At 64.3% G+C, this 23363-nt stretch carries 25 protein-coding genes and 2 tRNA genes; 20 read left to right on the top strand and 7 right to left on the bottom strand.

Annotation, left to right across the window (positions count from 1 at the left end):
- Positions 1-18 precede the first annotated feature (18 nt).
- Positions 19-894: an SGNH/GDSL hydrolase family protein gene (locus F8O07_RS06395; protein WP_158031252.1), complete on the top strand. Its 876-nt coding sequence runs from the start codon at positions 19-21 to the stop codon at positions 892-894.
- Here the strand turns inward: F8O07_RS06395 and F8O07_RS06400 are convergent.
- The gene (locus F8O07_RS06400) at positions 884-1618 is read right to left on the bottom strand and encodes a hypothetical protein (protein WP_158031253.1); all 735 of its coding nucleotides are present in this window, start codon (positions 1616-1618) and stop codon (positions 884-886) included. The genes F8O07_RS06395 and F8O07_RS06400 overlap by 11 nt on opposite strands.
- 87 nt (positions 1619-1705) lie before the next feature.
- Here F8O07_RS06400 and F8O07_RS06405 point away from each other — a divergent pair, with 87 nt between their 5' ends.
- The 8 genes from F8O07_RS06405 to F8O07_RS06435 all read left to right on the top strand — a co-directional run bounded on the left by F8O07_RS06405 (position 1706) and on the right by F8O07_RS06435 (position 5902).
- On the top strand, positions 1706-2059 hold the full coding sequence (locus F8O07_RS06405) for a LexA family protein (protein ID WP_158031254.1): 354 nt from the start codon (positions 1706-1708) through the stop codon (positions 2057-2059).
- The gene (locus F8O07_RS06410) at positions 2041-3366 is read left to right on the top strand and encodes a Y-family DNA polymerase (RefSeq protein WP_158031255.1); all 1326 of its coding nucleotides are present in this window, start codon (positions 2041-2043) and stop codon (positions 3364-3366) included. Before F8O07_RS06405 ends, F8O07_RS06410 begins: the two co-directional genes overlap by 19 nt.
- 108 nt (positions 3367-3474) lie before the next feature.
- Positions 3475-3548 (top strand) — tRNA-Ile (locus F8O07_RS06415).
- 168 nt (positions 3549-3716) lie between these two features.
- Positions 3717-3932, top strand: a complete 216-nt coding sequence (locus F8O07_RS06420) for a helix-turn-helix transcriptional regulator (protein ID WP_158031256.1) — start codon at positions 3717-3719, stop codon at positions 3930-3932.
- 310 nt (positions 3933-4242) lie between these two features.
- Complete coding sequence (gene xerC / locus F8O07_RS06425; protein ID WP_192496665.1) at positions 4243-5124, top strand: tyrosine recombinase XerC; 882 nt, start codon at positions 4243-4245, stop codon at positions 5122-5124.
- Between the two features lie 54 nt (positions 5125-5178).
- A complete protein-coding gene (locus F8O07_RS06430) occupies positions 5179-5409 on the top strand; it encodes a hypothetical protein (protein ID WP_158031258.1) in 231 nt (76 codons plus the stop codon).
- A 9-nt stretch (positions 5410-5418) separates the two neighbouring features.
- Positions 5419-5562 carry a hypothetical protein gene (locus tag F8O07_RS10560; protein WP_192496666.1) on the top strand — a complete coding sequence of 48 codons (144 nt, stop codon included), beginning with the start codon at positions 5419-5421 and terminating at the stop codon, positions 5560-5562.
- A gap of 43 nt (positions 5563-5605) precedes the next feature.
- Positions 5606-5902 (top strand): hypothetical protein, encoded by a 297-nt coding sequence (locus F8O07_RS06435; protein ID WP_158031259.1) that lies wholly within the window; start codon positions 5606-5608, stop codon positions 5900-5902.
- Positions 5903-5908: 6 nt separating this feature from the next.
- Here the strand turns inward: F8O07_RS06435 and F8O07_RS06440 are convergent, their stop codons facing one another.
- Positions 5909-6490: an adenylate kinase gene (locus F8O07_RS06440; protein WP_158031260.1), complete on the bottom strand. Its 582-nt coding sequence runs from the start codon at positions 6488-6490 to the stop codon at positions 5909-5911.
- A 98-nt stretch (positions 6491-6588) separates the two neighbouring features.
- On the opposite strand from F8O07_RS06440, the gene F8O07_RS06445 reads away from it, so the two are divergent.
- The 10 genes from F8O07_RS06445 (at position 6589) to F8O07_RS06490 (ending at position 15472) form a co-directional block, all read left to right on the top strand.
- Positions 6589-6921, top strand: coding sequence for a hypothetical protein (locus tag F8O07_RS06445; protein WP_158031261.1), 333 nt, complete (start codon positions 6589-6591; stop codon positions 6919-6921).
- Between the two features lie 13 nt (positions 6922-6934).
- Complete coding sequence (locus F8O07_RS06450; protein ID WP_158031262.1) at positions 6935-8518, top strand: hypothetical protein; 1584 nt, start codon at positions 6935-6937, stop codon at positions 8516-8518.
- A 106-nt stretch (positions 8519-8624) separates the two neighbouring features.
- Complete coding sequence (locus tag F8O07_RS06455) at positions 8625-8930, top strand: hypothetical protein (RefSeq protein WP_231830914.1); 306 nt, start codon at positions 8625-8627, stop codon at positions 8928-8930.
- A gap of 54 nt (positions 8931-8984) precedes the next feature.
- On the top strand, positions 8985-9362 hold the full coding sequence (locus tag F8O07_RS06460; protein ID WP_158031264.1) for a hypothetical protein: 378 nt from the start codon (positions 8985-8987) through the stop codon (positions 9360-9362).
- A 72-nt stretch (positions 9363-9434) separates the two neighbouring features.
- Positions 9435-9502: transfer RNA gene (locus tag F8O07_RS06465), tRNA-Ala, on the top strand.
- A gap of 99 nt (positions 9503-9601) precedes the next feature.
- Positions 9602-10189 (top strand): hypothetical protein, encoded by a 588-nt coding sequence (locus F8O07_RS06470; protein ID WP_158031265.1) that lies wholly within the window; start codon positions 9602-9604, stop codon positions 10187-10189.
- A 53-nt stretch (positions 10190-10242) separates the two neighbouring features.
- The gene (locus F8O07_RS06475; RefSeq protein ID WP_158031266.1) at positions 10243-10806 is read left to right on the top strand and encodes a hypothetical protein; all 564 of its coding nucleotides are present in this window, start codon (positions 10243-10245) and stop codon (positions 10804-10806) included.
- 6 nt (positions 10807-10812) lie between these two features.
- Positions 10813-11955 (top strand): hypothetical protein, encoded by a 1143-nt coding sequence (locus tag F8O07_RS06480; protein WP_158031267.1) that lies wholly within the window; start codon positions 10813-10815, stop codon positions 11953-11955.
- A gap of 11 nt (positions 11956-11966) precedes the next feature.
- On the top strand, positions 11967-14468 hold the full coding sequence (locus F8O07_RS06485) for an ATP-binding protein (RefSeq protein WP_158031268.1): 2502 nt from the start codon (positions 11967-11969) through the stop codon (positions 14466-14468).
- 47 nt (positions 14469-14515) lie between these two features.
- Positions 14516-15472: a DNA-methyltransferase gene (locus F8O07_RS06490; RefSeq protein WP_192496667.1), complete on the top strand. Its 957-nt coding sequence runs from the start codon at positions 14516-14518 to the stop codon at positions 15470-15472.
- Here F8O07_RS06490 and F8O07_RS06495 read toward each other — a convergent pair.
- Positions 15449-16630, bottom strand: coding sequence for a hypothetical protein (locus tag F8O07_RS06495; RefSeq protein ID WP_158031270.1), 1182 nt, complete (start codon positions 16628-16630; stop codon positions 15449-15451). The two genes, F8O07_RS06490 and F8O07_RS06495, sit on opposite strands and share 24 nt — an antisense overlap.
- A 138-nt stretch (positions 16631-16768) precedes the next feature.
- A complete protein-coding gene (locus tag F8O07_RS06500; protein ID WP_158031271.1) occupies positions 16769-17797 on the bottom strand; it encodes a KTSC domain-containing protein in 1029 nt (342 codons plus the stop codon).
- A gap of 37 nt (positions 17798-17834) precedes the next feature.
- On the opposite strand from F8O07_RS06500, the gene F8O07_RS06505 reads away from it, so the two are divergent.
- Positions 17835-18665 (top strand): HNH endonuclease family protein, encoded by an 831-nt coding sequence (locus F8O07_RS06505; RefSeq protein WP_225733203.1) that lies wholly within the window; start codon positions 17835-17837, stop codon positions 18663-18665.
- 6 nt (positions 18666-18671) lie between these two features.
- On the opposite strand, the gene F8O07_RS06510 is transcribed toward F8O07_RS06505, so the two are convergent.
- The 3 genes from F8O07_RS06510 to F8O07_RS10565 are packed head-to-tail and all read right to left on the bottom strand — an operon-like array spanning position 18672 to position 22908.
- Entirely contained in the window at positions 18672-22187 is a 3516-nt protein-coding gene (locus F8O07_RS06510; protein ID WP_158031272.1) for an FtsK/SpoIIIE domain-containing protein, read from the bottom strand.
- Positions 22188-22195: 8 nt separating this feature from the next.
- Positions 22196-22771 (bottom strand): nuclease-related domain-containing protein, encoded by a 576-nt coding sequence (locus F8O07_RS06515; RefSeq protein ID WP_225733204.1) that lies wholly within the window; start codon positions 22769-22771, stop codon positions 22196-22198.
- Positions 22768-22908: a hypothetical protein gene (locus tag F8O07_RS10565; protein ID WP_192496668.1), complete on the bottom strand. Its 141-nt coding sequence runs from the start codon at positions 22906-22908 to the stop codon at positions 22768-22770. Before F8O07_RS10565 ends, F8O07_RS06515 begins: the two co-directional genes overlap by 4 nt.
- Positions 22909-23363: the final 455 nt, after the last annotated feature.

Genomic DNA, 23363 nt, shown 5'->3' on the forward strand with positions numbered 1-23363 from the left:
GGGAGTATCATCGTCGCTGTGCAAGGCAAATGGGTTCGCAGAACGATCGGGGCCGCCGCCATCGCGGCGACCGTCGCCGGTGCTCTCTTCCTGTCGACTTCGCCTGACGCAGCCGCCCGGCTCGCACCGGGTGCGGTGTCGACCGATGGCGCAAATGGTGACCACGCAGCGAGCCGCAGTGACGCCTCGAACGGCACAACGGCGTCCACATCAGGGGCCCAGTCTGCGCCACCCCGGCTCGGCGCCGTCGGCGACCATGACGACCCGACTCAGCGTGCTGGCGCCGACATGCTGGTGATCGGTGACTCGTACACCTCGGGTGAGATGCTCGACGACCCGACCGAGCGGTTCACCTCTCTCGTTGCCGAGCGCATGGGCTGGACAGAGAACAACGTGGCCTTGGGCGGCACCGGATACGTGACCGCCTGGGGAACTCCCGACGCCCCGCGACCGGACTATCAAGACGTGCTCGACAGCCTGCCCGACCCCGCTGCCGATGTCGTCATGGTCACCGGTGGCGGCAACGACATCGGGGCGTGGGATGACTTCGGTGACCAGTACGACGCCGTGCTCAGCTTCTTCACCGATCTGCGCGACCGTTACCCGCAGGCCACGATCTATGTGGTCTCGCCGTTCTGGAACGCGGCCGACGAGCCGGACTCGCTGCCGCAGATTCGTGACGACGTGCGACGGGCCTCCGGTGAGATCCACGCGACCTATCTCGATGTCGGGCAGATCATGCAGGGGCATCCCGAGTGGATTCTCGCCGACGGCGACCACCCGAACGAGATCGGCAACGAGGTGATCGCCGACCGCCTGATCGAGCTGATCGACGCTGCGAGAGTCGGCCGTCACGACGCCGGCGATTCGACGTCTCAGGCGCTCAGAGACTGATCGCTGCGGTGAGCGAGCCGGGCGGCACCTCGGTGAAGCCGGCATCTTCGACGCGCACCGCCAGCGGACCGGTCGGAATGCCGGGCACCACGTTCACCGCGCAGCCGGCAGCGATCCAGGCCGCCGCCTCGACCGGGCACTCGTCGCCGAAGATCTGCACCGCGTGCCCGAGCTGGGCGATGGTCTTACCGGTCGACATGTGCAGCGCGTCGTTGACGTGCACCGTGATCGCGTCGGGGTGAGGCGGGCGGCCCGTGGCATCCGCCTGCAGGCCGGCGACCTGCGCACTGCGCAGCACCGGCGGGTATTCGGACGGACGCAGGGGAGCGAACACCGCGACCGTTGCGCTGCTCACGGTCACGGTGACGTGCGGCAGAGCGAGGGCGTCGATCTGCTGCCAGGCCCGGTTGCGGGCGCGTTTGACGATTTTGCGGATGCGATCGTCGGTCCAGGTACGTACGCGTGCGACGCACTCAGGGCGGGCGTCGTGCAGCATCGCGGTGATCGCGAGAGCGACCGCGTCATAGAGATCTTCGGCACCGGCCTGCAGGTGGCCCTCGGGCGTCTTCGCGCCGTTAACGACGATGACGAGCGCGAGCGGGTCGACCTCGTCATGGGGATGCGGCAGGCCCGGTACGTGCGACGTGGTCGCCGTGTTCGATGCGGGCGCGGTCGGTGCGCATGCACACCGGGGTGCGGTCAGGGGAGTCTCTGCAGTGCTCATCAACCACATGGTAGGCGTGCCCAGCCTGCTCATGTCGGAGGCACCGGATACAATCGAACATACATTCGAACGATCGGAGGTGTGGTGATGGCAGGTTTTCCCTCTCCCGCGCAAGACTATTGCGACGGCACGCTCGATCTGAACGAGTATCTGATCGACGATCCGTTGACGACGTTCGTCGTCAAAGTCGTCGGTGACTCGATGGTCAGAGCGGGTATCTTCGACGGCGACGAGGTCATCGTCGATCGTTCGCGCACCCCGTCAGACGGCAGCGTCGTCATCGCCGTGGTCGACGGGGAGCTCACGATCAGACGGTTTCGGCTGACGCCTTCCGGTGCCGAGCTGCATGCAGAGCATCCCGGGCATTCAGTGATCCGCATGCGCGAAGGCCAGGAGCTCTCCATCTGGGGAGTCGCAACACGATGCCTGCATCGACTGTGAACGGGCCGGCGGGCAGCCGATCGACGACAGGCGGCGAACGTTTCGCCCTCGTCGACGTGAATTCGTGCTTCGCGGCATGTGAGCGCATCTTTCATCCCGAGCTCGAAGGAAGACCCGTTGTCGTGCTTTCGAACAACGACGGCTGTGTGGTCGCGCGCAGCGCAGAGGCGAAGGCGATGGGCATTCCGATGGGGGAGCCATGGTTTCGCATGCAAGTCTGGGCAGGCAAGAACGGCGTGGTGGCACGTTCGTCGAACTATGAGCTCTATGGCGAGATATCCGGGCGCATCATGTCGATGCTCCGGCGGTTCAGTGACTGTGTCGAGGTCTATTCCATCGATGAGGCGTTCGTGCGCCTGCACGGCACCACAAAGCAGATGACGGCCACCGCTCGCGAGATGCGCCATCGCATCCGCCATGACATCGGGGTGCCGGTGTCGGTCGGCATCGCGCCCACCCGTACCCTCGCAAAGCTGGCGAGTCACGGCGCCAAGCAGAACGCGGCGCTGAACGGGGTCGCCAGCATCGACTGGTACTCAGCTGAGCAGCTCGATCGCATTCTTCGGGCGACGCCGGCCAGCGACATTTGGGGCGTGGGCCGGCGCACGAGCAAACGACTCGCCGTCTTGGGAATCGAGACCGCAGCTGCGCTGCGCGATGCCGACGTCGAGCAGATGCGCCGTCGGTTCAGCGTGCGCATGGCCCACACCATGCTCGAGCTGCGCGGTCAGCCGTGCATCGACTACGACGTGCAGCCCGGCGTGCGGCAGCAGGTGATGTACTCGAGGTCGTTCTCGACACCGGTCACGACCGTTGACGAGATGCACGAAGTGCTGACGGTCTATGCGCAGTATGTGACCCGGCGGCTGCGCGCACAGAACTCTGTCGCCGGGGCGGTGCACGCGTTCGCTTCGACGGCGTGGGCGAGCCCTCCAATGCACACGGCGAGCGGTGCGATCGAGGTGATGCCTCGAACGGACGACCCAGTCACCGTCGCAAAGCGAGCGTGCGCGCTGATCCTGCCGCGCATGCTCGAAGACCGCCGCTATGTGCGCGCCGGCATCACGCTGAGCGATCTGCGACAGCCGGGGGAGCAACAGGAGTTCGACCTCTTCGACGAGCAGCCTGAGACGATGCACCATCTGGGATCGATGCTCGATCAGGTGAACGACCGACTGGGCGGCCACGCCGTCGGGCTCGGCGCAGCAGGGCTGAAGGCCGGGCCGGCGTGGCAGATGAAGCGTGAAATGCTCTCGCCGCGAGCGACGACCAGATGGGACGAGCTCGCGACCGTCGTCGCAAAGTGATCTCGAAGGCGCATTCTGCGAAACGCTGGCCATCGGACTGCAGCCCAGAGCACCGCACCCGGTAACATTGACTGCTGGCTGCGGCGCATCAGCGCGCAATCGTGGTCGGGGGCGTTAGCTCAGCTGGTTAGAGCACGGGACTCATAATCCCTTGGTCGTGGGTTCAAGTCCCACACGCCCCACGTTTTGCCCCGGTATTCCGCGGATCGCCCCTGATCCCGAAGGGCCGCGGATGTTCCAATCCAGCAAAAACTCAGCAAAAACCCCTCCGAACAGTGGTCTCGGCTCAGGCATATCCCGATTTGTCCCGCCTGCGAACGTGGCCGCCCTCGACGCGCATAGGGGAGTGCATGACACCACAACATGCAGCATCGCCATCCCTGTTGACGATCAAAGATCTCGCCCGGTATCTGAGCGTCTCGGAGAAGACGATCCGCAATCTGCGGTCGAAGGGCGAAGGCCCTCGCGCAGTGAAGATCGGCGGATCCGTCCGTTGGCGGCAGGAGACCGTCGACCAATATCTGCTGGAGATGGAGGGAAACTCTCCCGATCAGAAAGCAGCCTGAGCTGATGGGTCGGCCGACGAAAAGTCCGGGTTCGCATTCGCCGTTCTCTGTCCATCAGGCAGGGGAGCGTTGGATCGCCAGATGCCGGGTCTACCCGATGGACGGCGTCTCACGTCAGATCGAGCGCAGTGGCCCTGACCCGGCTACAGCGCTGGCACTGCTCCAAGCGGCGGTGACGCAGCTTCTCGGCAGTACTCACACTCTCGGCGTCGACTCGACACTCGAAGCCGCTGGGAAAATGTGGCTTGAGGCATATCGGCGGTCTCACCCCAATGCTGCCCCCGGGACACTCGACCAGTATCAGCGTTGCTTGAATCGGACGCTGCACAACCGCCTGTCGAGAGTGCTGATCCGCGAACTGAGTGTCCCCCTACTCGAAGGCATCGTCGCCAGCATTCTGGCGGAACGGGGAGCGTGGAACGCCAAGATGTCTCGGATTGTGCTCAGCATGGTCTGCCAGCATCTCGTGCGCATGGGGCTCATTGAGCGTGACTTCGCGGCTGCGACCACACCGATCAGGCCGGCGAAGACGGAGCGCGAGGCGCTGAGCGCTCATGATGTCGACGTGGTGCGCAGGGTGCTGATCCAGTGGGAGTCGACGAAACGTCGGGGCGTGCGGCCGAATGCGGACATCCGTCGGATCCTCGACGTGGTGCTGGGGACGAGCATGCGACCGGGGGAGGTGCTCGCCCTGAGGCGCAGGGACGTGCTGATCGCCGACGAGCAGGTGTTCGTCTCTGTGAACGGAACCATGCAGCAGAACGGGCAGCGCAAGCCGACACCGAAACGGGCTCGTCAGATGCGCATCATCTGTCTGCCGGTGTTTGCCGCCGACATCATCATGACGAAGCTGCAGGTGCAGACGGACGACGACGGTTACCTCTTCCAGACTCGGCAGGGCACACCGTACCTGCTGAACAATCTGGACCGGGCCTTTCGGAAGTTCCGTGACTGGGCCGTCGACCAGGGGCTGTTCGACGATCTCGAGTCAGCGGTCGACAATGTGCTGTTCTCAACGATGCGCAAGACCGTGGCCACGGAGATCGCCTCCCTCGGTGATCTGGAGCTCGCAGCGAAGCTCTTGGGCCACGCGTCGACGGAGACCACACGGCGGTTCTACATCAAGGAGCTGCCCTGGGTGGATCAGCGCACGGCAGCGCTGCTGCAGGACGCATTCGGATACGGCGACTGAACCAGACGACCCGGCGCCGGACAGTGGTCGGGTTGGAACGCATACGCAATGGTCATGGAGGACATCTCAGCCAAAGTTCAGTCTGTCGTCTCGTGGTTGTCCGGGCTCACCGGGCTGTCCGCCGGCACCATCCTGCTGCTCGCCGCATCCAGTGGCATTGCGTGGGCGAAGAAGCTGGCGAAGGTAGCGGTCTTCGTCTTGCTGATCGCCGTTCTCGTGTTCGGGTACCTGCATGGATGGTTCGCGTTCCTCGGCGCTGACCCGCGGCTCTACCGAGGCGCATAGGTCGAATGCATGGACACATTCGAGAGCACACAGTCAGCTCGGCATGACGAGGGTACGCGGTTCTTCCGAGGACTCGGCTACGGCCTGGCGTTCAGCCTCCCCGTCTGGGCGGCGATCGGGGCGACCGTCTGGAGGGTGACCCTCTACCGGTGATCCGTCGGCGACTTCAGCTCGAGTGGCAGCACACATTGCAGGCATGAGCTCCTTCGACCCGGCCAAACACCCTCGCGGCAATCTCACCACCGGCAACGGCGGCCAGTTCGCTGCCCGGAGACTCACGATCAGTGAGGTCAGCCTCGACGACGGTCCACCGCCGCCTCCGGCGTTCGGGCGCAAGTACCAGGGGCTGCACGAGCACGGCTTCCCACCGCCACGGCAGGTGCCACCCCTGCAGGTCGCACCTGGCAGTGATCCCGACGACCCGGAAGCCGTCCGCTACCGGGTCGAACACCGTGACCGTGGCCCCATCCCGCCGATGCCACCGGCGCGCTGAACGACTTCAGGACACGTTGTACCTCGCGAAGTCTGCCGCAGCGTGGGACAAGTCTTCGAGCGTACCGTTGTTGAAAACCACAGCGTCGAACGCCCCTGACGTAAGAGAGCGCTCGGACGGGTGAGCCGCAAGACGACGGTCGATGTTGCGATCCACCCAGATTGTGAACCCTCCGAGCCGTTTGATCAGGGCCAGCTCGTTCGGGAATCGTACCCCTGTGATGACTACACTGGCTCCTTCGTTGAAGGCCTCTTCGATTCGTCGCTCGGCGATGTTTACCCAGCAGTTCTGGTTGATGATGTTCCGCCCGACGTCGGTGCCGAGGCGTTGGAGTAGGGCACGGACCTCCGGGTGGGCTTTCGCCTCGGTGAACGAGAGACCGCTGGCGATGAGGTCGCTGAAACGCACGCCCGGTTCGACGTACGGGTTCAGCGCAGCGAGGGCATCATGCAGGGGGTCCGAGAACCCCAGGACGACCGTCGGCTCGTGATGCTCTGCCAAGAGCCCTGCAAAAGTGTCTTTCCCGGAACGGTAGTGTCCGCCGATGCCGAACAGGCGCGGGTAGTGCGTTGGAGCAGATTCGGTCATGCGGTGGTCTATGCGCGTGGCAGCAGCCCACATTCGTCGATGGGGCGTCGACACCGACTTGGAACGGACGCGAACCACACCAGACTTTGGGAGAGTACATGGGCAGATGGAATCGGTTCCTGCATCCGCGAGGCAACCGTCGAAACGGCAATCCAGGGCAATTCGCTCAGAAGCAGCAGGCTGCACCGGAGACGACGCTCAGCGGCATGTCTCCTGGCGCCCGCTCGATTGCGCGGATGCTCGTGGAAGATGACTTCCAGATCAGCTCCCGAGACTACGACACGGAAGCGATCGTCGAAGAGTGCTTCGAGGAACGAGACGATCACGTCGGGCTCAAGCCGGCGTACCGCGAGCCCGGGAGCCTGATGGCGGCCTTACCTGGTTTTCAGCGTGAGCGACACGAGAAGGACCCCAACCGCCTCTCCGCATAGGCATTTGGTGTCCATGTCGAACAGTGAGGACCTCATGCTCAAAACTCCACGCGGGCGCATCATCACCAGCGCGCTCCTCTCGCTTGCCCTGCTGTCCAGCGGTGCACCAGCTGTGGCCGCAGACGGTGGGCAGCCGACGCTCGAGCCCAAGCTGAGCGTGACCGACTTCACCGAGACCGGCATCACCGTCACCTCCCAAGGAGTGAACTCCTTCTTCCTGACAGATGAGAGCGACCATTCCAGCGACCGGTCGATACGCGGGTACGTATTCTTCGACCCCGACATGGTCAGTGAGACGACCATCCCAGTCAACGACGTCATCGACATGTTCGCCAACAAATTGGGCACAGACCACGGTCGGATCAGGATTGAGGGCTATGCGTTCTCGACTGATCTGGACGAGAGGGGGCAGGGGCCTCTGGCCACCGCAGAAGTCGACATTCCGGAGCCCGGCAGCACCGACTCGACTGTCTCCTTCGTCTCCAAAGACATCAGCGACAGCTCTGTGCTCCGTGTCGGTGACGATGTCGAGTACGTGCAATACGCGCTCACGCACGATGGCCATGTCTACTCCGATACGCTGCCGGTCGCTCACGACGACACTTGGGGCGACCCCAATATCACCACGAGGTCCGTCAGTATCGACTCACCATTCCACAGCGGGTTCATCGACCTCGAGTCAGGTGATCCGGTGAGCGTCACCGGGTACACCAAGGACTGGAAGAAGACTGCCACAGAGACCGCCGTTGTCAACACTGATGCCGCGGACTCGAACGCCGTCACCATCACGGACGGCGGACGAAAGGGGAAGGTCAACGCAGGTGGCGTGCACAATGTGTCCGTCATGTTCAATGGCTCGAAAGCAGACATGCCAGATCCGAGGCTGTGGCATGTGGGGCTCAGATTCACCACCGACGCGGACGGCAACTGGGACATGGCCCACCCCGACTATGTCGAAGCCACCACACCTCCAGGTGTGGATGGGGACATCTTCACCACGGATGAGTGGAAAGCGAAGCTTCAGACGCTGTTCTCCACGCCGGGCACCCATGCATACGTCGATGCGTGGGACACCGAACCAGTCGAGAGCGGCAAGGGGTGGTCGAACTGGGGCCACAACATGCGAGAGTACGTCGTTGCAGACTCGGGGACTGTGACCACCCATGCGATGTCCCGAGGACGGGTGACAGTCAACGGTGAGGTACCGCACGGTGATGAGCGCTTCGCGAATCGCTATCGGAATGTCCAGCTCCCCGTCCTATCCGACAGCGGGTCAGAGGACACTGACACCCCGACCACTCCGGTGGACCCCGATACCCCCGCAACACCCACTGATCCAGCAGCCCCAGGGGCTGACAACCAGACAGACGATGATTCGTCGGCGACGCAGGCCCCCGGTGAGGTGCAGTCGGAAACGCCTGACAGTGAGAATGTCGTCGTGCACGATGACCCGGCGGCCACGAGCGGGCTGCTCGCCCGAACCGGTGGTTCGTCAGCGACCATCTGGATTGGTGCCGCAGCCCTGGCCCTTGTGATCGCAGGCGTCGTCATCATGACTGTCGCTCGTCGAAAGGCACACCTGCCAGCGCACCGGTGATGGGCGCATAGGTGGTCCCATGAAGATTCTGCGGTACAGCGGGCCACGTTCGCTCGCAAGCGATTTCGGGCTGAGAGCGGACGAAGTCGGGATCGTCTCGCCGGGGATGGGACCAACTCTCATCCACACTGGCGTTCATGTCGCTCTCCCAGATGATGTCTCAGCGATCGTCTCGCTCTACCCGGAGCAGCGGGCTCGAGGTCTGCACCTGGACGGGGCATCGACCTTTCTGCCCCCGGGCTTCACCGGCGAGATCACCCTGCTGCTGATCACCGCAGGTCCGAGGGTCGTGCCGGTGAAGTCCGGGCAGCCGCTCGCACGCCTCACACCAGTCCGTGTGGTCGCACTGCATCCAGTCCGAGTGCTGGCTCCAGCAGCGCGCGGGCTCGGAGGTCGACTGGAGGGAGTGTGACGGCATCCGCGCATACGACCTTCTGACAGCACCTCTGCAACGAAGGAGCACACCATGACTGAACAGCGCATCTCCAAACGGATCCGCACCGCACTCGATCGCACCGCCGACATGCCCGGAGTCGCTGTCGTCGTGGGGGAGCGTGCAGCTGACATCGACTACGACAGCCTGTATCTGGCACGTGTGATCGGGGTCGTGAAGATCACCGATGAGAGCCTCACCTCCGCTGACGAGGACGGGGTGCTCCGGATCGACACCAGCGACTTCGACGACCCGTACGACCGCATCCAGTACTTCCTGCGCGCGATGCTCCAAAGCGCCGGCGTCGCCTTTCAGCACAACGGCGAACACTCACTGCTGATCCGCGGCCTCAGCCCGATCGACGTGATGATCATCCGCGGGTTCGCAGCGCAGCAGCAGGCGGCTGCCTGAACACAGACTCGACGGCAGGGGCCCCACCTTCACCGGCACCCTGACCTTCACCGGCACCCTGCCGTCGACCATGGGGCTGTAGCTCAACGGCAGAGCGCAGGTAGGCCGCCTGGTTGCTGGTTCGAATCCAGCCAGCCCCACAGAAGCGCCGCACACATCCGTGAGGTGGAACAGCCCCAGAACAGACGGAGAGAGCAATGGCAACAAGCGCAGGCCCAACACGAGGAATCAATGTCGGAGTGACCCCCGGAAATGGCACCCCCGGAAGCTTCGCACCACACGCCCACAGCCACTATGACGGCCCCGACCTCGGGCAAGAGCCGAGCGTGCCAGCCGAAGCGGTCGCCGCGTACTTTGCGGCAGTGTCCAGCCGGCCGAGGTTCGACGAAGGCGAGCACTATGCTGCCAACCACGTCGTCGCAGAGCACCTGCTGCTGACCTCACCAGAAACCGCCCACCTCGACGATGACAGTCTGCACCGGCAGGCCGCGGTTCTCGGCGAGCTCGCATTCCAGGCCGGGCAGCCTGTCGCACAGACCGCCGCACAGGAGCTGGATCTCGTGCAGTCCGACGTGAGTGTCAGCCAAGCGACCGTGCTCGCCGAGAGACTCGCAGGGCTCTGCCAGAAGTCATGGAAGCGCTCATTCCAGTCACGTGACCCGCTCGAATCGCAGGTATGGTCGCAACGCTGCCGGGCCTATGCGTTCGCGGCAGTGGACACCGCTGGCGGATTCACCATCGCCGAAGACCGGGAGGCAAAGGCCTCACGTGTCGCCAGCCGTCTGGGGGAAGGCATTCCACCTGCGGAAGTCGTCGCTGAACTCTGACTCTCACCGCTACGCATAGGTATCCGTCGTACAGCCAGACGATGGAGGAGCGCATGAGCGACCAGCCGCAGAAGACCCTGACCCGACGAGCGATCCGGACGGTCGTAGACCTCGCACTGGCGCTCGATCATGGGCTAGTACCGTCTCAGGTCGTCACCGTTACAGCTGTCGCGCTCGGTGTCTCCCGCCCGGAGGTCCCCGACACGAGTGAGCTGATCTCGCGCATCCTCCTCTCCGACGACAAGGCCACACCGATCGCTGACGTCATCCGTCTGGCTGCCGTGGACCCGCTCGACCTTGCTCTCGAAGTCCTGTCGTTGGAGCGCGAGGGCATCAAAGCAGTCTGGTCAGTCCTCGAAGCCCTCGGTGCGACGGACGGCGGGAGACTCCCGCAGGCCGACACTCAGGCTGCTCGTCGGACGGCGCAGGTGCTCGCCCGGTTGTCGCCGGAGACCATCGCCATCGCCGAGGCAGCAGCGCAGTTCTGCCGCGGCGTTGTGCCGAAGTCAGACGCGGTGCCGGAAACCGCTGAGCTGGACGAGGAGCAGCTGGAGTCAGAGGAGACGGCACCCGAAACGGTGAGCGACGGGTTCCTCAGCGCCTACGAGGAGGACTGACCCGCTGTGGCCAGATCGAAGAAGTCGAAGAAGCCAGCTGGAGCGAAGGCATCTGGCCCTCAGAGCGCCACACCGTGGCAGGACGCCGGCCTCGTCGACGTTCCAGATGAGCGGTCCCCTGTCAACGCGAAACAACCGAAGTGGCGCAAGCGCTACCGGCTGCTGGCGTGGGCGTCACTGATCGGCATGCCCATCGTGCTCGTGGTGGATCTGAGTCTCGCCACAAAGATCATGGACCCGAGCTTCGGCAGCTCCGCCGTGCAGGTGGCTGACCAAGTGGACTCTGTCGGGAAGTCGACGGCGTGGCTGACGATGCAGAAATGGCTCGCCGGCGACCCTGCACCGATGCCGGGAGCAACCATCGTCTCCTGGGACGGCTTCTCGACGAAGAGCCAGGACAAGAGCGTCTCACAGCAGGTACTGCAGGCGTGGGGCGAGCGGGATTACTCCGTGGAGATGCACCGGTTCACCCTGGTTGACAAGGCCGGTCAGGTGTACGAGGCTGACGTGACCGTCGCGGTCGACGGCAATGGCCAGTCTGAAGCGGTCGGCACGCCGTCGGCATTCCCGGTCGCGCCGTCGTCGAGCGGGTGGTCGACGAAAGGTCCGTGGATGGACACCGTCGAGACCACGAAGACCGATGCCATGAGCGAGGCCGTCAACAACTGGGCGAAGGCCTACACCTCTGGGGACTCGGCGACACTGCGTCTCGCGGTCGGGGATCAGGACGCCAGCCACACGTACATGACGCTCGCGAAGGTCGGCTCTGTCTCCACGATCATTCAGAAGGCGGCGTACAAGCCGATGCTCAAGGACAAGACCTACGAGTCACAGCAGAACCCGTCGACGGTGATCGCTCAGGTCGAGATGAAGGTCGCATGGGACGGTCAGGACCCGCGCGAAGTCGACTCGAAGGGGCAGAAGCAGACGTTCGACGTGCTCATTGAGAGCGCGAACACCGCCAGCCCGAGAGTCGTGGCCTGGGGTGCCACCGGCACCGGGCCCGACCTTGAGCCCTACCAGAATGCTGTCACCGGCCGCCAGATCAAGAAGGACGCCGGCCAGGCGAAGACCCAGCCGACGCAGCCCGCCCAAGCACCCACCGATCAGCAGCAGCCTGATCCGTCGGTGCCGATGGATGCGCAGTAGAGGAGCAACCTTTGAGCAAACACTCAAACGCCGGCGGCATGCACCAGCCAGCCACACACCCCTCGTGGCCGACGACAGTCCGTTCCCGCAGAAAGAACGGCATCATCCAAGGCATCAGCAATGACGTCTGGCTGTACAAGCGCGTGCCGCTGGCGCCGATCCGTGACGCGAAGACCGTTGAGGACGCCCTCGGCGCGCAGCGTGTGCTCGACAACGCCTTCGAGGCCTGCGCATCACTCGCCAGCGTCAGCGGGTCAAAACGCGGCATGAACAAGGGCCGCTACCGACAGTTTCATCTGATCAGTGTGGTCGTGCCCAGATTCTTCCAGCCGCCGATCGACCATCCCATTCACGACTATCTCCTGGAATCTCACGGAGACGTCGTCACCCAGGAGAAGGTCGTGCTGTTCGGTGTCCGGCTGAACAATAAGTTCGCCAGCCGTGGCTTCAAAGAGGCGGTCGAGTCTGTTGTTGACACCATGGTCTCCGGTGGAGTGCCGATCTCAGACTTTGAGGCCGACTATCAGAAGGTGAACGCCGCCCTCGAACGCGCCGGACTGCTCGACATGCGCGATCGTGACTTCAAACTCGCGAATGGGTGGTGGAACTTCGGACGGAACCCCGACATCCCCTTCGTGCCGTACCGCGACCACGTCAGATTCTTCACCGACAGTCGAGCGACCCGGGCTGCCGAGCTGATGGGGTTCGACAAGCCAGAGCTCTGGGACGACATCGAGGGGCAGCGCCCACTGACGTTCGCCGCCGTCGGAGACTTCGACCTGAAATACACCTCGGAGACCGAGTCATGGGTGCGCTGGGCGATGGCGCTGCAGGACGTCGGCGCTCCGATGATCTCCATCCGGGGACTGGTGGAGCCGCCGAAGATCACCCGCTCGGAGGTGCGAGGGCAGATCGTCCAGTACCGTGGCGACATCCGAGACCGCCAGTCAGCAGGCAAGCTCTCCAAAGACGAGCTGGAGCAGAAGCTCGCCGAGCTGGAGTCGATCGACCAGGCGTACTCAGCGGCTGGCTCCGCTCCTCCCACTCTTGTGGACACCTCGATCGTCTGCGCCATCCCCGGGCAGGTCGCCGACCTCGAAGACATCAGCATGGGCACCATCTTCTCCATGAACGCCATGAGCGACAGACAGGATCTCGCCTGGATGGAGTCGCAACTTGCCAGCCCGTGGCGATCGAACCCAAATCTGGAGGATCTGCCATCCACGACGGTCGCATATTCCGGGGTGCTGTCACAGTCGGCGGTTGGCGACGAATCAGGCATCTGCATGGGGTTCACCCAGAACGACAGCCAGCCGGTCTGGCTGAGCCCAACCGCCGTGGCCGACGAAGACGTACCGCCGATCTTCCTCGTGGCAGCAGGCTCCGGGTCAGGCAAAACCATGATGCTCCTGAACATGGCCGACCAATTCAGCCGCATGTCGGTTCCGAACATCATCGTCGACCCCAAGTACGGGTCAGACCACACCGCTGCAGTCATCGCCTCAGGCGGCCAGGTCATCTCCATGGACGACCTCGCCTCATCGGACGGCGCCCTCGACCCGCTGCGCTTCTCCGTCGACAACCCGCAGGAACAGATCGACACCGCCGCCGCCACAATCCTGCAGATCCGCCCATGGGCCGAGGAGCCGGAACGCTACGAGCGGGAGCTCAACAGCGCCATCTCCTACGGCGTCCGTCAGCGTGGCGCGAAATGCACCGGAGAGGCGCTCGCGTACGCCTACAAAGACGGCAAGGCGTCCAAAGAGATGGTCATGCCGATCTTCCAGCTGAAACAGGACAGCTCGCTTTTCGGCTCATTCTTCGGCATCCACCCAGAGTCTGCGGCGCTCGGCTCCTACGACGGCACCACCCTCCTGAAGCTCGGGAAGACCCGACTGACACTCCCCACGAACCCGAACGCCCACAGGAACCTGAACGAGCGCATCGGCGTTGCAGTGGTGAAGATGATGTTCGTCGGAGCGATGATGAGTCTGACAAACCGTGACGGCGTGATCCTGCAGGATGAGTCATGGCTGCTGACGAACACGAGCCCCGAGGCAGCCGAGGAGGCCGGTCGTCTCTGCAGGTCGATGCGAGTGCTGCCCGTGTTCTTCTCCCAAGACATCACCGGAGCCATCCGCGCTGGTCTCGGCCCCCACGTCTCGCGTGTCGCCATCGGCCACATCCGTGAGCGCAATGAGGCCATCGCTGCCCTGCAGGTCGCCAGAATCGAACCCACGCCTGACGTCGTCCAGCGGATCATGGAGAAACCGATGCGTGGCGGCTCGGATGGCAGCCAGGTCGTCAACTGGTCGTCCATGGCATCGCTGCGCCGGCGCAACCCAGACGGTACCAGCGAGATCGTCCGAGGTTCGGTCTTCATCATCACCGACCTCGCAGGACGATCCGCGCCGGTGGAGATCCGGCTGTCGAAAGAGTTCCTCGCCCGGGCCTCCACGAACCGTCAGGACATCATTGCGCGTGAACAGGCAGGTGCCGCCTCACCCGCATAGGTGTCAGCATGGGATGGTGTGCGACACAAGGTGACTGCCGGCAGCTGATGCGTGAACTCGACAACTCGAGCGTCGACGTGATCATCACCGACCCGCCCTACGAGATCGGGCAGACGCAGAAGCCCGGCCTGCACTGGGATGACCACGGCATCGCATTCGACCCAGACGTCTGGGAGCAGTGTGCTCGAGTGCTGAAGCCCGGCGGGCACCTCGCAGCATTCGGGGCCTCGAAAACATACCATCGGTTGGCCTGCGCGATCGAGGATGCCGGGCTCGTCGTCAGAGATCAGCTGATGTGGCTGTACGCCTCCGGTATGACGAAAGGGCTTGCCTTCGACCGTGTGTTCGTGAAGACTGGCCGCCCAGACCTGGCTCACGAGTACGCCGGCACGCACTCCAAACTGAAACCGGCGCATGAGCCAATCTGCTTGGCAGGCAAGCCGTTCGACACGAACATGCCAGACGGCGTCGCCCAATGGGGAACCGGCACCCTACAGATCGACCAGTGCCGGGTGCCGACCGAAGATGAACTCGGTCGCATGCCCGGGCAGTCTACTGATGTTCTGCGCCTCGGCACCAGGGATATGCCGAGCTCCACGCACGAACTCGGACGGTTCCCGACGAACGCAATCCTCGTCGACGACGGCGCAGGAACCACACGTGAGCTCATCGACGATCTGGTCATCACCGGGCGCCCCAGGCAGGTCGCCCACATGTTCCCGAGCGTGGTGGACCAGGTGTTCTATTCGTCGAAGGCCGCCAAAAGCGAACGACCCACCGTCGACGGGGCCGGGCATCTCACGGTGAAGCCCCGTGCTGTGATGCGCTGGCTGGTGAGCCTACTGGTGCGTCCGGGGCAAGTCGTCCTGGACCCATTCTGCGGGTCAGGTACGACTCTGCAGGCAGCTGACGAGCTGGGGGCCGAGGCCATCGGATTCGACCTTGACCCCCACTCGATACGCCTCGTTCAGGCCCGTATGTCAGATCGCAAGACCAGCCACTGACGATGTGAGACGGACGACCATCTCCTCAATCCGCTCGATGCGGCCGCCGGCGCCCAGGCAGGTGGCCACCCTCTTCAGCGCAAGGTCTACTCGCAGGTCATCCCACTGCTGCGATTCCCGCAACGGGCTGAGCGAACCGTCAGCGCGCACCCGCGAGCACCTCGTAGCGATTACCGCGGAAACTGCCTCCGGCACTGACTCCTCAGCCGACTCAGGCAGCAGCGCGCTCGCGGCGTCAGTGATCTGGGCGATGTGTTCGTCGGTCGGCCGGATCGCACCGGCGATGAACCCTCGCATCACCAGAGCCGTCGTGCGCGGCCCTGACTCCAAGAGCGTGGAAGCCTCAGCGAGTGTCAGCCCGTCCCAGAACCGCAGGGCAAGGTCCGGGATGCTGTTCTGCTGGCTGGCGGTCATGGTCCCTTCGACAAGGGCAACCCACGCGGCCAGTGACTCGAGCGGCAGCGACGGTGTCGTCTGCAGCAGACGCTCCAGCGCTCGTCGACCGTCTACGGTGGCGACAGGCCGGCCGGAGATCCCCAGGTAGGTGAGGACTCCGACAGCGGCGGGATGCATCAGCTCTCTCGGGCGCCGGTCCGTAGACGTGAGCATCCGATCGAAGGTGTCCAGTGCCTGGTCGAACCGCTGGTCGTCTGAGGTGGTCTCGTCGTCGGTGGCCAGTGCGGCCTCCAACCGGATGCTCGCGGCGCTGGCGCGCTGCGATTCCGACGGGTCCTCGCGGATGATGCCGGTGAAGGTCTCCGATTTTGCTGCGCGAGCTCGAATATCCCGATGCTTGGACAGGGCGGTCATCTTCATCATCTGCCGTGCCCACCCCAGCAGCGACCGCCCGGATCGGATCATCTCCAGATCGAGTGTCGAATGAGACCGTGCTGTGTCACGGATAGCCGCGATCTTCTTCTCAATGTCGAAGACGATCTCATCCACCAGGTCATGGCCGATCTGACCTGAGAACCGATAGCGTCCGAAGACGACCTGCTCTGCCACTCTCGCCTGGATGACGATTGCCGCGAGCTGGCCGCGCACATGTCGCTCCTGATCGGGTGACTGGGAGCCTGAGTAGTAGGCGCAGACGAGGTCTTTGGCTTGCTGGTCGTACTGGTCGTTGATCGCACGGTACGGTGATGTTGTCTCGGCCATGAGCGTCGGGCACGGTCAGGCTCCGCGCACATACGCGGATTTGAAGCCGATGTGCCCCCTCCGCGCTGGCATGTGCGCGGCCCGATCGCACGGCGTTACGACGCATATAGTCCCGTAACACCCGCAACGGAATAGATGTCAGCTGATGGCGGCATCCCGGTCGACGATGTTCACCGGTTTCACACCCGCTCGGTCCTGCTGCCTGACCCCAAAACGACGCTTCGTCTGATCGGGGTCGAAGACCCGACCGGTGACCGGGTCGAGTTCGACTTTCGCCCGGCGGGCGCGGCCTTTGATGATCGCGTTGTAGCGTTCACCGGGGGAGCGGGCGTTCAGGATCTGAGACGCCGTCTGCTCCGAAACCTTGTAGCCGTAGACTGTCCCGCCCATCCGCATGGCGAGCACGCCTCGTGCCTTGTCGTAGCCGGCCTCGCTGATGAAGCTTCGACGCTGAGACAGCGGCTTGAGAGGCACACCCATCTGCTTGGCACGCTGTCGCCGACGGTTCATCAACGAGCGCACCGAGCTGAGCGCGGTTCGAGGGCGACGCGACTCGAGGACGGCGTTGGCAGCCTCCGCGAGCTTCAGTCCCACCTGGTCGGTCGGGTCGAAGCCGAGAGCTTTCGTCGACCAGACTCGAGGCTCATGCTCGGTCACTCGCACCCATGAGCTCACCTGCCGGCCGTTGATAGTCGCCGAAACCGGCACGTCGAACGTGCGGTACCCGTGCGTCGCCGAATAGCGGCGGATCGCAGTCGCGCTCGGCATCCGAAGGGTGACACCAGCGCCCTCATACCTCATGCGGTGGGTGCGGCGGTTGCCGGACAGCGCCCGCCCAGAAGTCTGCCCGGGCGTGTAGTCGTCGGGCATCTTCTCGAAACCTGCGCCGGCGGCCTCGTGCTCTGCCGAGATGAACGACCCCGACCACCACCGCTTGATGCCACGGGTGTCCGACGGGTCAAGCGATGTCGATGCTGCGGCGGCGCCGACGGAGCGGCTGCTGTCGGCGAGTGCCTTCGCCCGCTGCTGCTGTGCGGTCTTGCTGACGTTCAGTGGGTGAGGCGCAAGCGACACCTCCGGCGTGCTCTGCAGCTTCTCCGCGAAACTGCCGGGGGTGCCTTTGCCCGGGGTGATGCCGATGTCTTTGCCACGGATGTGCTCGCTCATGACCAGTGATGTGTGCTGCCCGCGCACATGACGGGACATGAAGCATCTGAGTGCAAAGTTCGTCGTCATCCTGGTGGCCGTCATCGTCGCGGCAGGCCTCGGCAGCATGAAGCTCGGCGCCCTTGACGCGCTGAAACAGGCGGTCGGCACCACCTGGAGCGACCCGCAGACGCAGGGCACTCTCAGGGACCTGTTCGGCACGGGCCGCGACGTGCTCTCCAACGGCTCGAAGGTGATCGCCGACGCCGCCACTACGATCGCTGGGCAAGGCGATCAAACCTCTCAGGTGCGGGGCTCCGAACTCGGCTTCGACGTCAGTCAGGTGAAAGACACGCTCGGTGGCCTGCAGGTTCGCGCCGATGACCGTGGCGACGACTACAACCGGGAGGGTCAGTTCGGCCCGGCCTGGCAGGACGTCGACGGCAACGGCTGCGACACCCGCAACGACATCCTCGCCAGAGACCTCACCGCCGTCCGCAAGGATGGCAAGTGCACCGTGGTCTCCGGGCACCTCGAAGACCCGTACACCGCCCGGGGGATCGACTACCAGCGCGGCCGGGCAACCTCATCCGCAGTGCAGATCGACCACCTCGTTCCACTGAAGAACGCCTGGCAGTCCGGTGCCCGCAACCTCAGCCAGGAACGCCGGGTCCAGCTCGCCAACGACCCGCTGAACCTGCTGGCCGTCGACGGCCCGACCAACCAGGCGAAGAGCGACAAAGACGCCGGCGAATGGCTCCCGGCGAACGCCGCCTTCCAATGCCAGTACGTCGAGCGCCAGGTCTTGGTGAAAGCGAAGTACGGGCTCTGGGTCACCAATTCGGAGCGTGACGCCATGGCTGGTGTCCTCGACCGTTGCCAGCAGTGAGCGGGATCAGAAGTCGTCGTAGGTCTCTGGTACCACCGCTGGGTTCGCTGAAGACGGTTCTGATGCGCGCTCAGGGTCGGTCTCCGGTGACGCCACGTCGTTGAAGAAGCTTGCGAGGTCGTCAGCGATGTCGACTTCCTCGACAATGCCGACATCCTCAATGACCGGTGTCTCGTCCACGACTTCGACCGTGGTCGTGCCGTCGTCTTCCTCCAAGACGCCGAGACGGTGGCCTGAGCTGTTCCGTCGGTACACATCCAAGTCCGGCAGCTCTTCCGGCCGCAGCGGCGAGCGACGAGTCTTCAGGTGCGCGCCGAGATCCGCTTGTGGCGTGTACCACACCTGAATGACCTGCGTAGGCCCGACCAACGGCTCCCACAATCCGCGGCCTTTCGGTATGAAGGACCCAAGCTCGGGCGCATCGTCCGGGTTCCGCAGCGCCGACATTCTGTCCCCGTAGGAGGCCTTTCCGAGCAGCGTGCGTGCCAGGTTCACTTTCAGGTCGCCACCACCTGGGACCGTGTCCAAGAGCTTTGCAGAGAGCTTCTGAGTTCCGAGCAGCAGAGTCACGCCTGCAGATCGTGCTTCGCGTGCGATCTTGCCGGTGATGGTCCCGATGGTGGCTTTGTCGCTGTTGAGCGCGATCACGCGTTCCCGCTCCGCCATCTCATCTGGATCACTCGACGGGTCAGGCACCTGTTCCTTGCCCATGAGCGAGGTGAACTCATCAACCATGACCCAGATGCGGGTGGGTCGCACACTCTCCGGCAGGTCCGCGTATGACGGCACGCCATGAGCGGCATTGAGGTCTTTGCGCTTGGTCACTTCGGCATAGATGTGCTTCAGTACCGCCGCAGCATCGGTGATCGTCGATGCGAACGCGGATGCGTAGGGGCGGACGAATGCGAAGTCGGCACCGCCTTTCATCGGGTCGATGATGTAGACGTGCTCCTCATGTGCCGCCGCAGCGTAGATGAACGTCTGCGCGAGCACAGATTTCCCAGAGCCGGTCAGGCCAGACAGGAGGGCATGAGGACTTTCCTTCGGGTCAAAGATGACGGGCTCGCCTTCGACCCCCATGGCGAACGGCACGCATCCCTCGTCTGCGAGGCGATCGACGAGCTCGAAGTCGTACGGGACGCCTTTCGGCAGCGGGTTCTCTCGGCAGACGAGCATGCGGACATGGTCGGGGCCGGTTTCGCTGTCGCGAATGTCGATGAAGTCGTTGCCGGATGCTGCCCTGAGTTTGCCGACCTTCTCCCGGACGTCGGCGGGCGCGAGCCCCATCGGCAGCTTGAACGTGAGGTCCTGCACCCGGTCGTTGTGAGGCAGAACCCCCGCTGAGACGAGTGAGGGCACTGCGCCGTTCTCGCTGACGACTTTCGCGGCGATGAAGACCTGCTGCCAGTTGAGGCTGGTCACATACTCACGGTTGCTGTCAGCCGGGTTCGCGTACTCGATGCCGTCAGCACCGGGAGCTGCGCCGATGACGATGGTGGCCCGCCCGGTCTCCGCACGGTCGACGATCAGCCATTCGACACCAAGGGTCTGCCGGATCTTCTCTGACTGTCTCCGGAGTGCATCGAGAGTCACTCCGGCGCCGAGGAAGATGTCCATTCGCCAGATGGTGCCGGACGACGTGGCGGTGGTCAGAGCGGTGAGTTTCGTCAGGTGCGGGCGAGCGAGACGGCAGGCGTCGAACGCGTGGGAGAGGAAGCCGGCCAGGATGAGCCGCTGCGCTTCGTTGCCTCGCCCCGCCGGGACATAGTCCTGTGGAAGGGTCGGCAGGTCTGTTCCCGCGGGCACGGAGACGACCATGAACGCTTCGGAGTGGGCGCGACCATCTCGGCTCGCAGGGTCCTTCCACGGCTGCACGGAAGCGAACGGTGCCGCTTTCAGCGTGGTCTTCAGCTTGTGCTCGGTGTCCTGGTTGGTGAACTCCGCAGGCGTGACACCCTGAGGTGTCACGAAGCCCCAGGTACCGACTGTGATGCTGCGCGCGACACCCGTTCTTCGGTCGATGTGGCGGTACTGGTACTCGCGCTCCGTCGACGGTTGCAGTACCGGTTTGCGTCCGCCCTGTTTGACGATGTCCGTCCAACGTTGATCCCAGCGACGAACCCTCGCGAGCTCGTCGAACCGGTGCACCCAACGCGGTTGAATGCGAGCGATCGGTGGTTCGGTGAGAGCACCAAGGTATGCGCAGTCATTCTCCGGATCGGCAATGATCTCGCATCCGAGTTCTGCCGCCACACGATCGAGGATGCCGAGCTCCATGAGGACGCTGACGGTCACGTCAGGGTTTGCCGGGCTGCGCCACACTGTGCCGAACGCGGCCCTCGCATCATCGAAGCCGTCGTCGGTGTCTCGCTGAGATGGCGGGTCCGTGATCGGGGCGAGCTGCTCGAGGACGAGCGGCGGGAGCTTCTGCACTGCGTAGGCGGCGCGGGAGGCGACTGTCTCGATGACCAGCTGGCGGATGTCGTCGTCAGTCTCGGCGGCAGAGACGGCTGGCCAGTCGTCCGTGAACCAGGTGATGACGCGAAACCGTGTCGGATGCGATGTCGACGGCACTGGCTGCCCCTGGCTGTCGAGGTTCGGCTCAATGAGCAGTGCGACGGTGGCTCCCGGGTCGACGAGGGTTTCGAAGTCCTGCAAGCGAGCGAACATGCCGCGTGACCCGACCTCCGGAGGGGCGTCGAACGTGTCGATGGTGGCCACGTCGCCAGACAGCCGGGAACGGTCGACCAGACGCGGGGCCGGGTCGAGCTTCAGCACCTCCCAGCGAGGAGCCCACTGTGCGCGCCCATCGACCATGTCCCGCCAGTGGGCGATGACCGGCCCATGGAGCCCCACCTGCAGGGAGAAGGGGACGCAAGCAAGGCCGAGAAACAGCGAGCTGAGGAACGAGACCTTCGACCCAAGCGCACAACCCGCGACAACCACGAGCGCAGCCGCGAGGACCCCGGAGCCGAGACTGATCATGGTACGCAGGTTGCTGGAGGTCAGCCGCTTCCAGACCTCGGGCAGATCGAGTCCGGGGCGTGGCTGGACATCATCGGCGAACTGCCGGGCGATGGCCGGAACCTGTAGAGCGAGCACAAACGCGCCCCACGCGTTCAATGCCGGGAACAGCGGCCACACCACCTGAAACGGCGCGCTCAGCGGCAGGAACCATCCCGCGACCCCTGTGAGAAGCGCGGTGAAGGAAGCCATGAGCGGCGGCCAGCCGATCGAGCTGATCTGGGGGACGATGAGTGAGAACCGTCCGGCGCGGAACATCTCGTGGCGGGACATGGACTTCTGCTCCGCCGTAGATGCCGGCTGGACTCGACCGGTTCGGTCTTTCTTGCCTGTGAGGATCGGCGGCTGAGAGAACCAGCATGCAGCGACGACGAGGATCCAGAGCAGGGCGACGGCGGGTACCTGCCACAGCCACCAGGCGAGCGCGGCGACCGGCACGGACCCGACGAGCACCCATGGTGCGATGTCGGTCTCATTCTGAGGTGGTCTGACAGCCATGAACCGACCTATGCGTGAATAGCCAGCTCGGCGAGCCGGTCAGTGATCTGCGTCCGACCGGGCTTGGCGCGGATGGCTTGATGGCGAGCGAACCTCGGGCCGGCGACGACACGAGCTCCCCGTGGACGGTAGAGCCCGAGACGAAGTACCGCATGATCGTTCGACGGCCACACGACCAGCAGACAGTACACACGGGCACCAGTCCGCAGGAAGCCACGGACAGCCTGCTCCGCCATCGGCAGCGTCTTCTTGTCCGCGAACGGGAACCGCTCACCCCCACGTCGAGACACACCCCTGAACGTCCAGTAGAAGCCCGGCTTCCAGACTTTGGAGTCGATCAGCCACACGTCGCTGCCGGAGACCACGATGTGGTCGATGTTCGCGCTGATCCCCGGGATCGGTATGCGGCAGTCGTGGATCACGTCGGCCCCGCCGGGACGCATCGCCAGGCGATCCAGCACCTCGGCCGTTCGCAGCTCGCCTGTCCGTCCGATACGAGCGACGTCCTCGTTCGCAGCCCACCCCGCGGAGTGCTGCAGCGACCCACCAGGCACTCCGATCACCCGACCGTACGAGCGCGTCACGCGAGCACGCTCTTCACCAGGATGACAATCACCCCGAGGGCGAGCACGCCGGTGAGCGCCCAAACGATCCCGCGGACCTTCGGCTGGTCAATGAGCTTGTTGTTGTCGTCTTCGTCTTCGCGCAGCAGGAACTTCATACCGGGGATGTATGCGTGCGAGGGGACTTTCGCGGCGGGGAGTTGCCGAACGCCGCCGAGAGTATGTCCTGTGCGGGGCTGTGCGCGTCACTGAGGCACTGGGGGCAGTTTCGGTGTGATGGGGTCAGCTGTGGGCTGGTAGGGCTGCTGGGGCCGTTTCTGTGCTGGCGCGGGGTGGTCTCGGCGGTGGGGTGCTCTCGAGTGGGAAGCGCCGGGGCCGATCTCGGCTGTAACGACATCAGCTCCAGCCGTGGGCTGGAACGACAGTCGCTGTGCTCCTGTCACCGCTGTCACCGCGGTGTCACCGGTGGTGTGGTGACAGCGAAGCCCTACTGCGGTCTGGGCAGGAGGGGGTTGTCACCACTGTCACCACTTTTTGTAGACCTCATGTAAGAGAGAGATATATAGGGGGCTCTCCCCCCCCCTCTCTTCCTCTCATCTGGAGGGGGTGTCCC

This window comes from Pseudoclavibacter sp. CFCC 13796 (assembly GCF_008831185.1).
Taxonomy (GTDB): domain Bacteria; phylum Actinomycetota; class Actinomycetes; order Actinomycetales; family Microbacteriaceae; genus Pseudoclavibacter_A.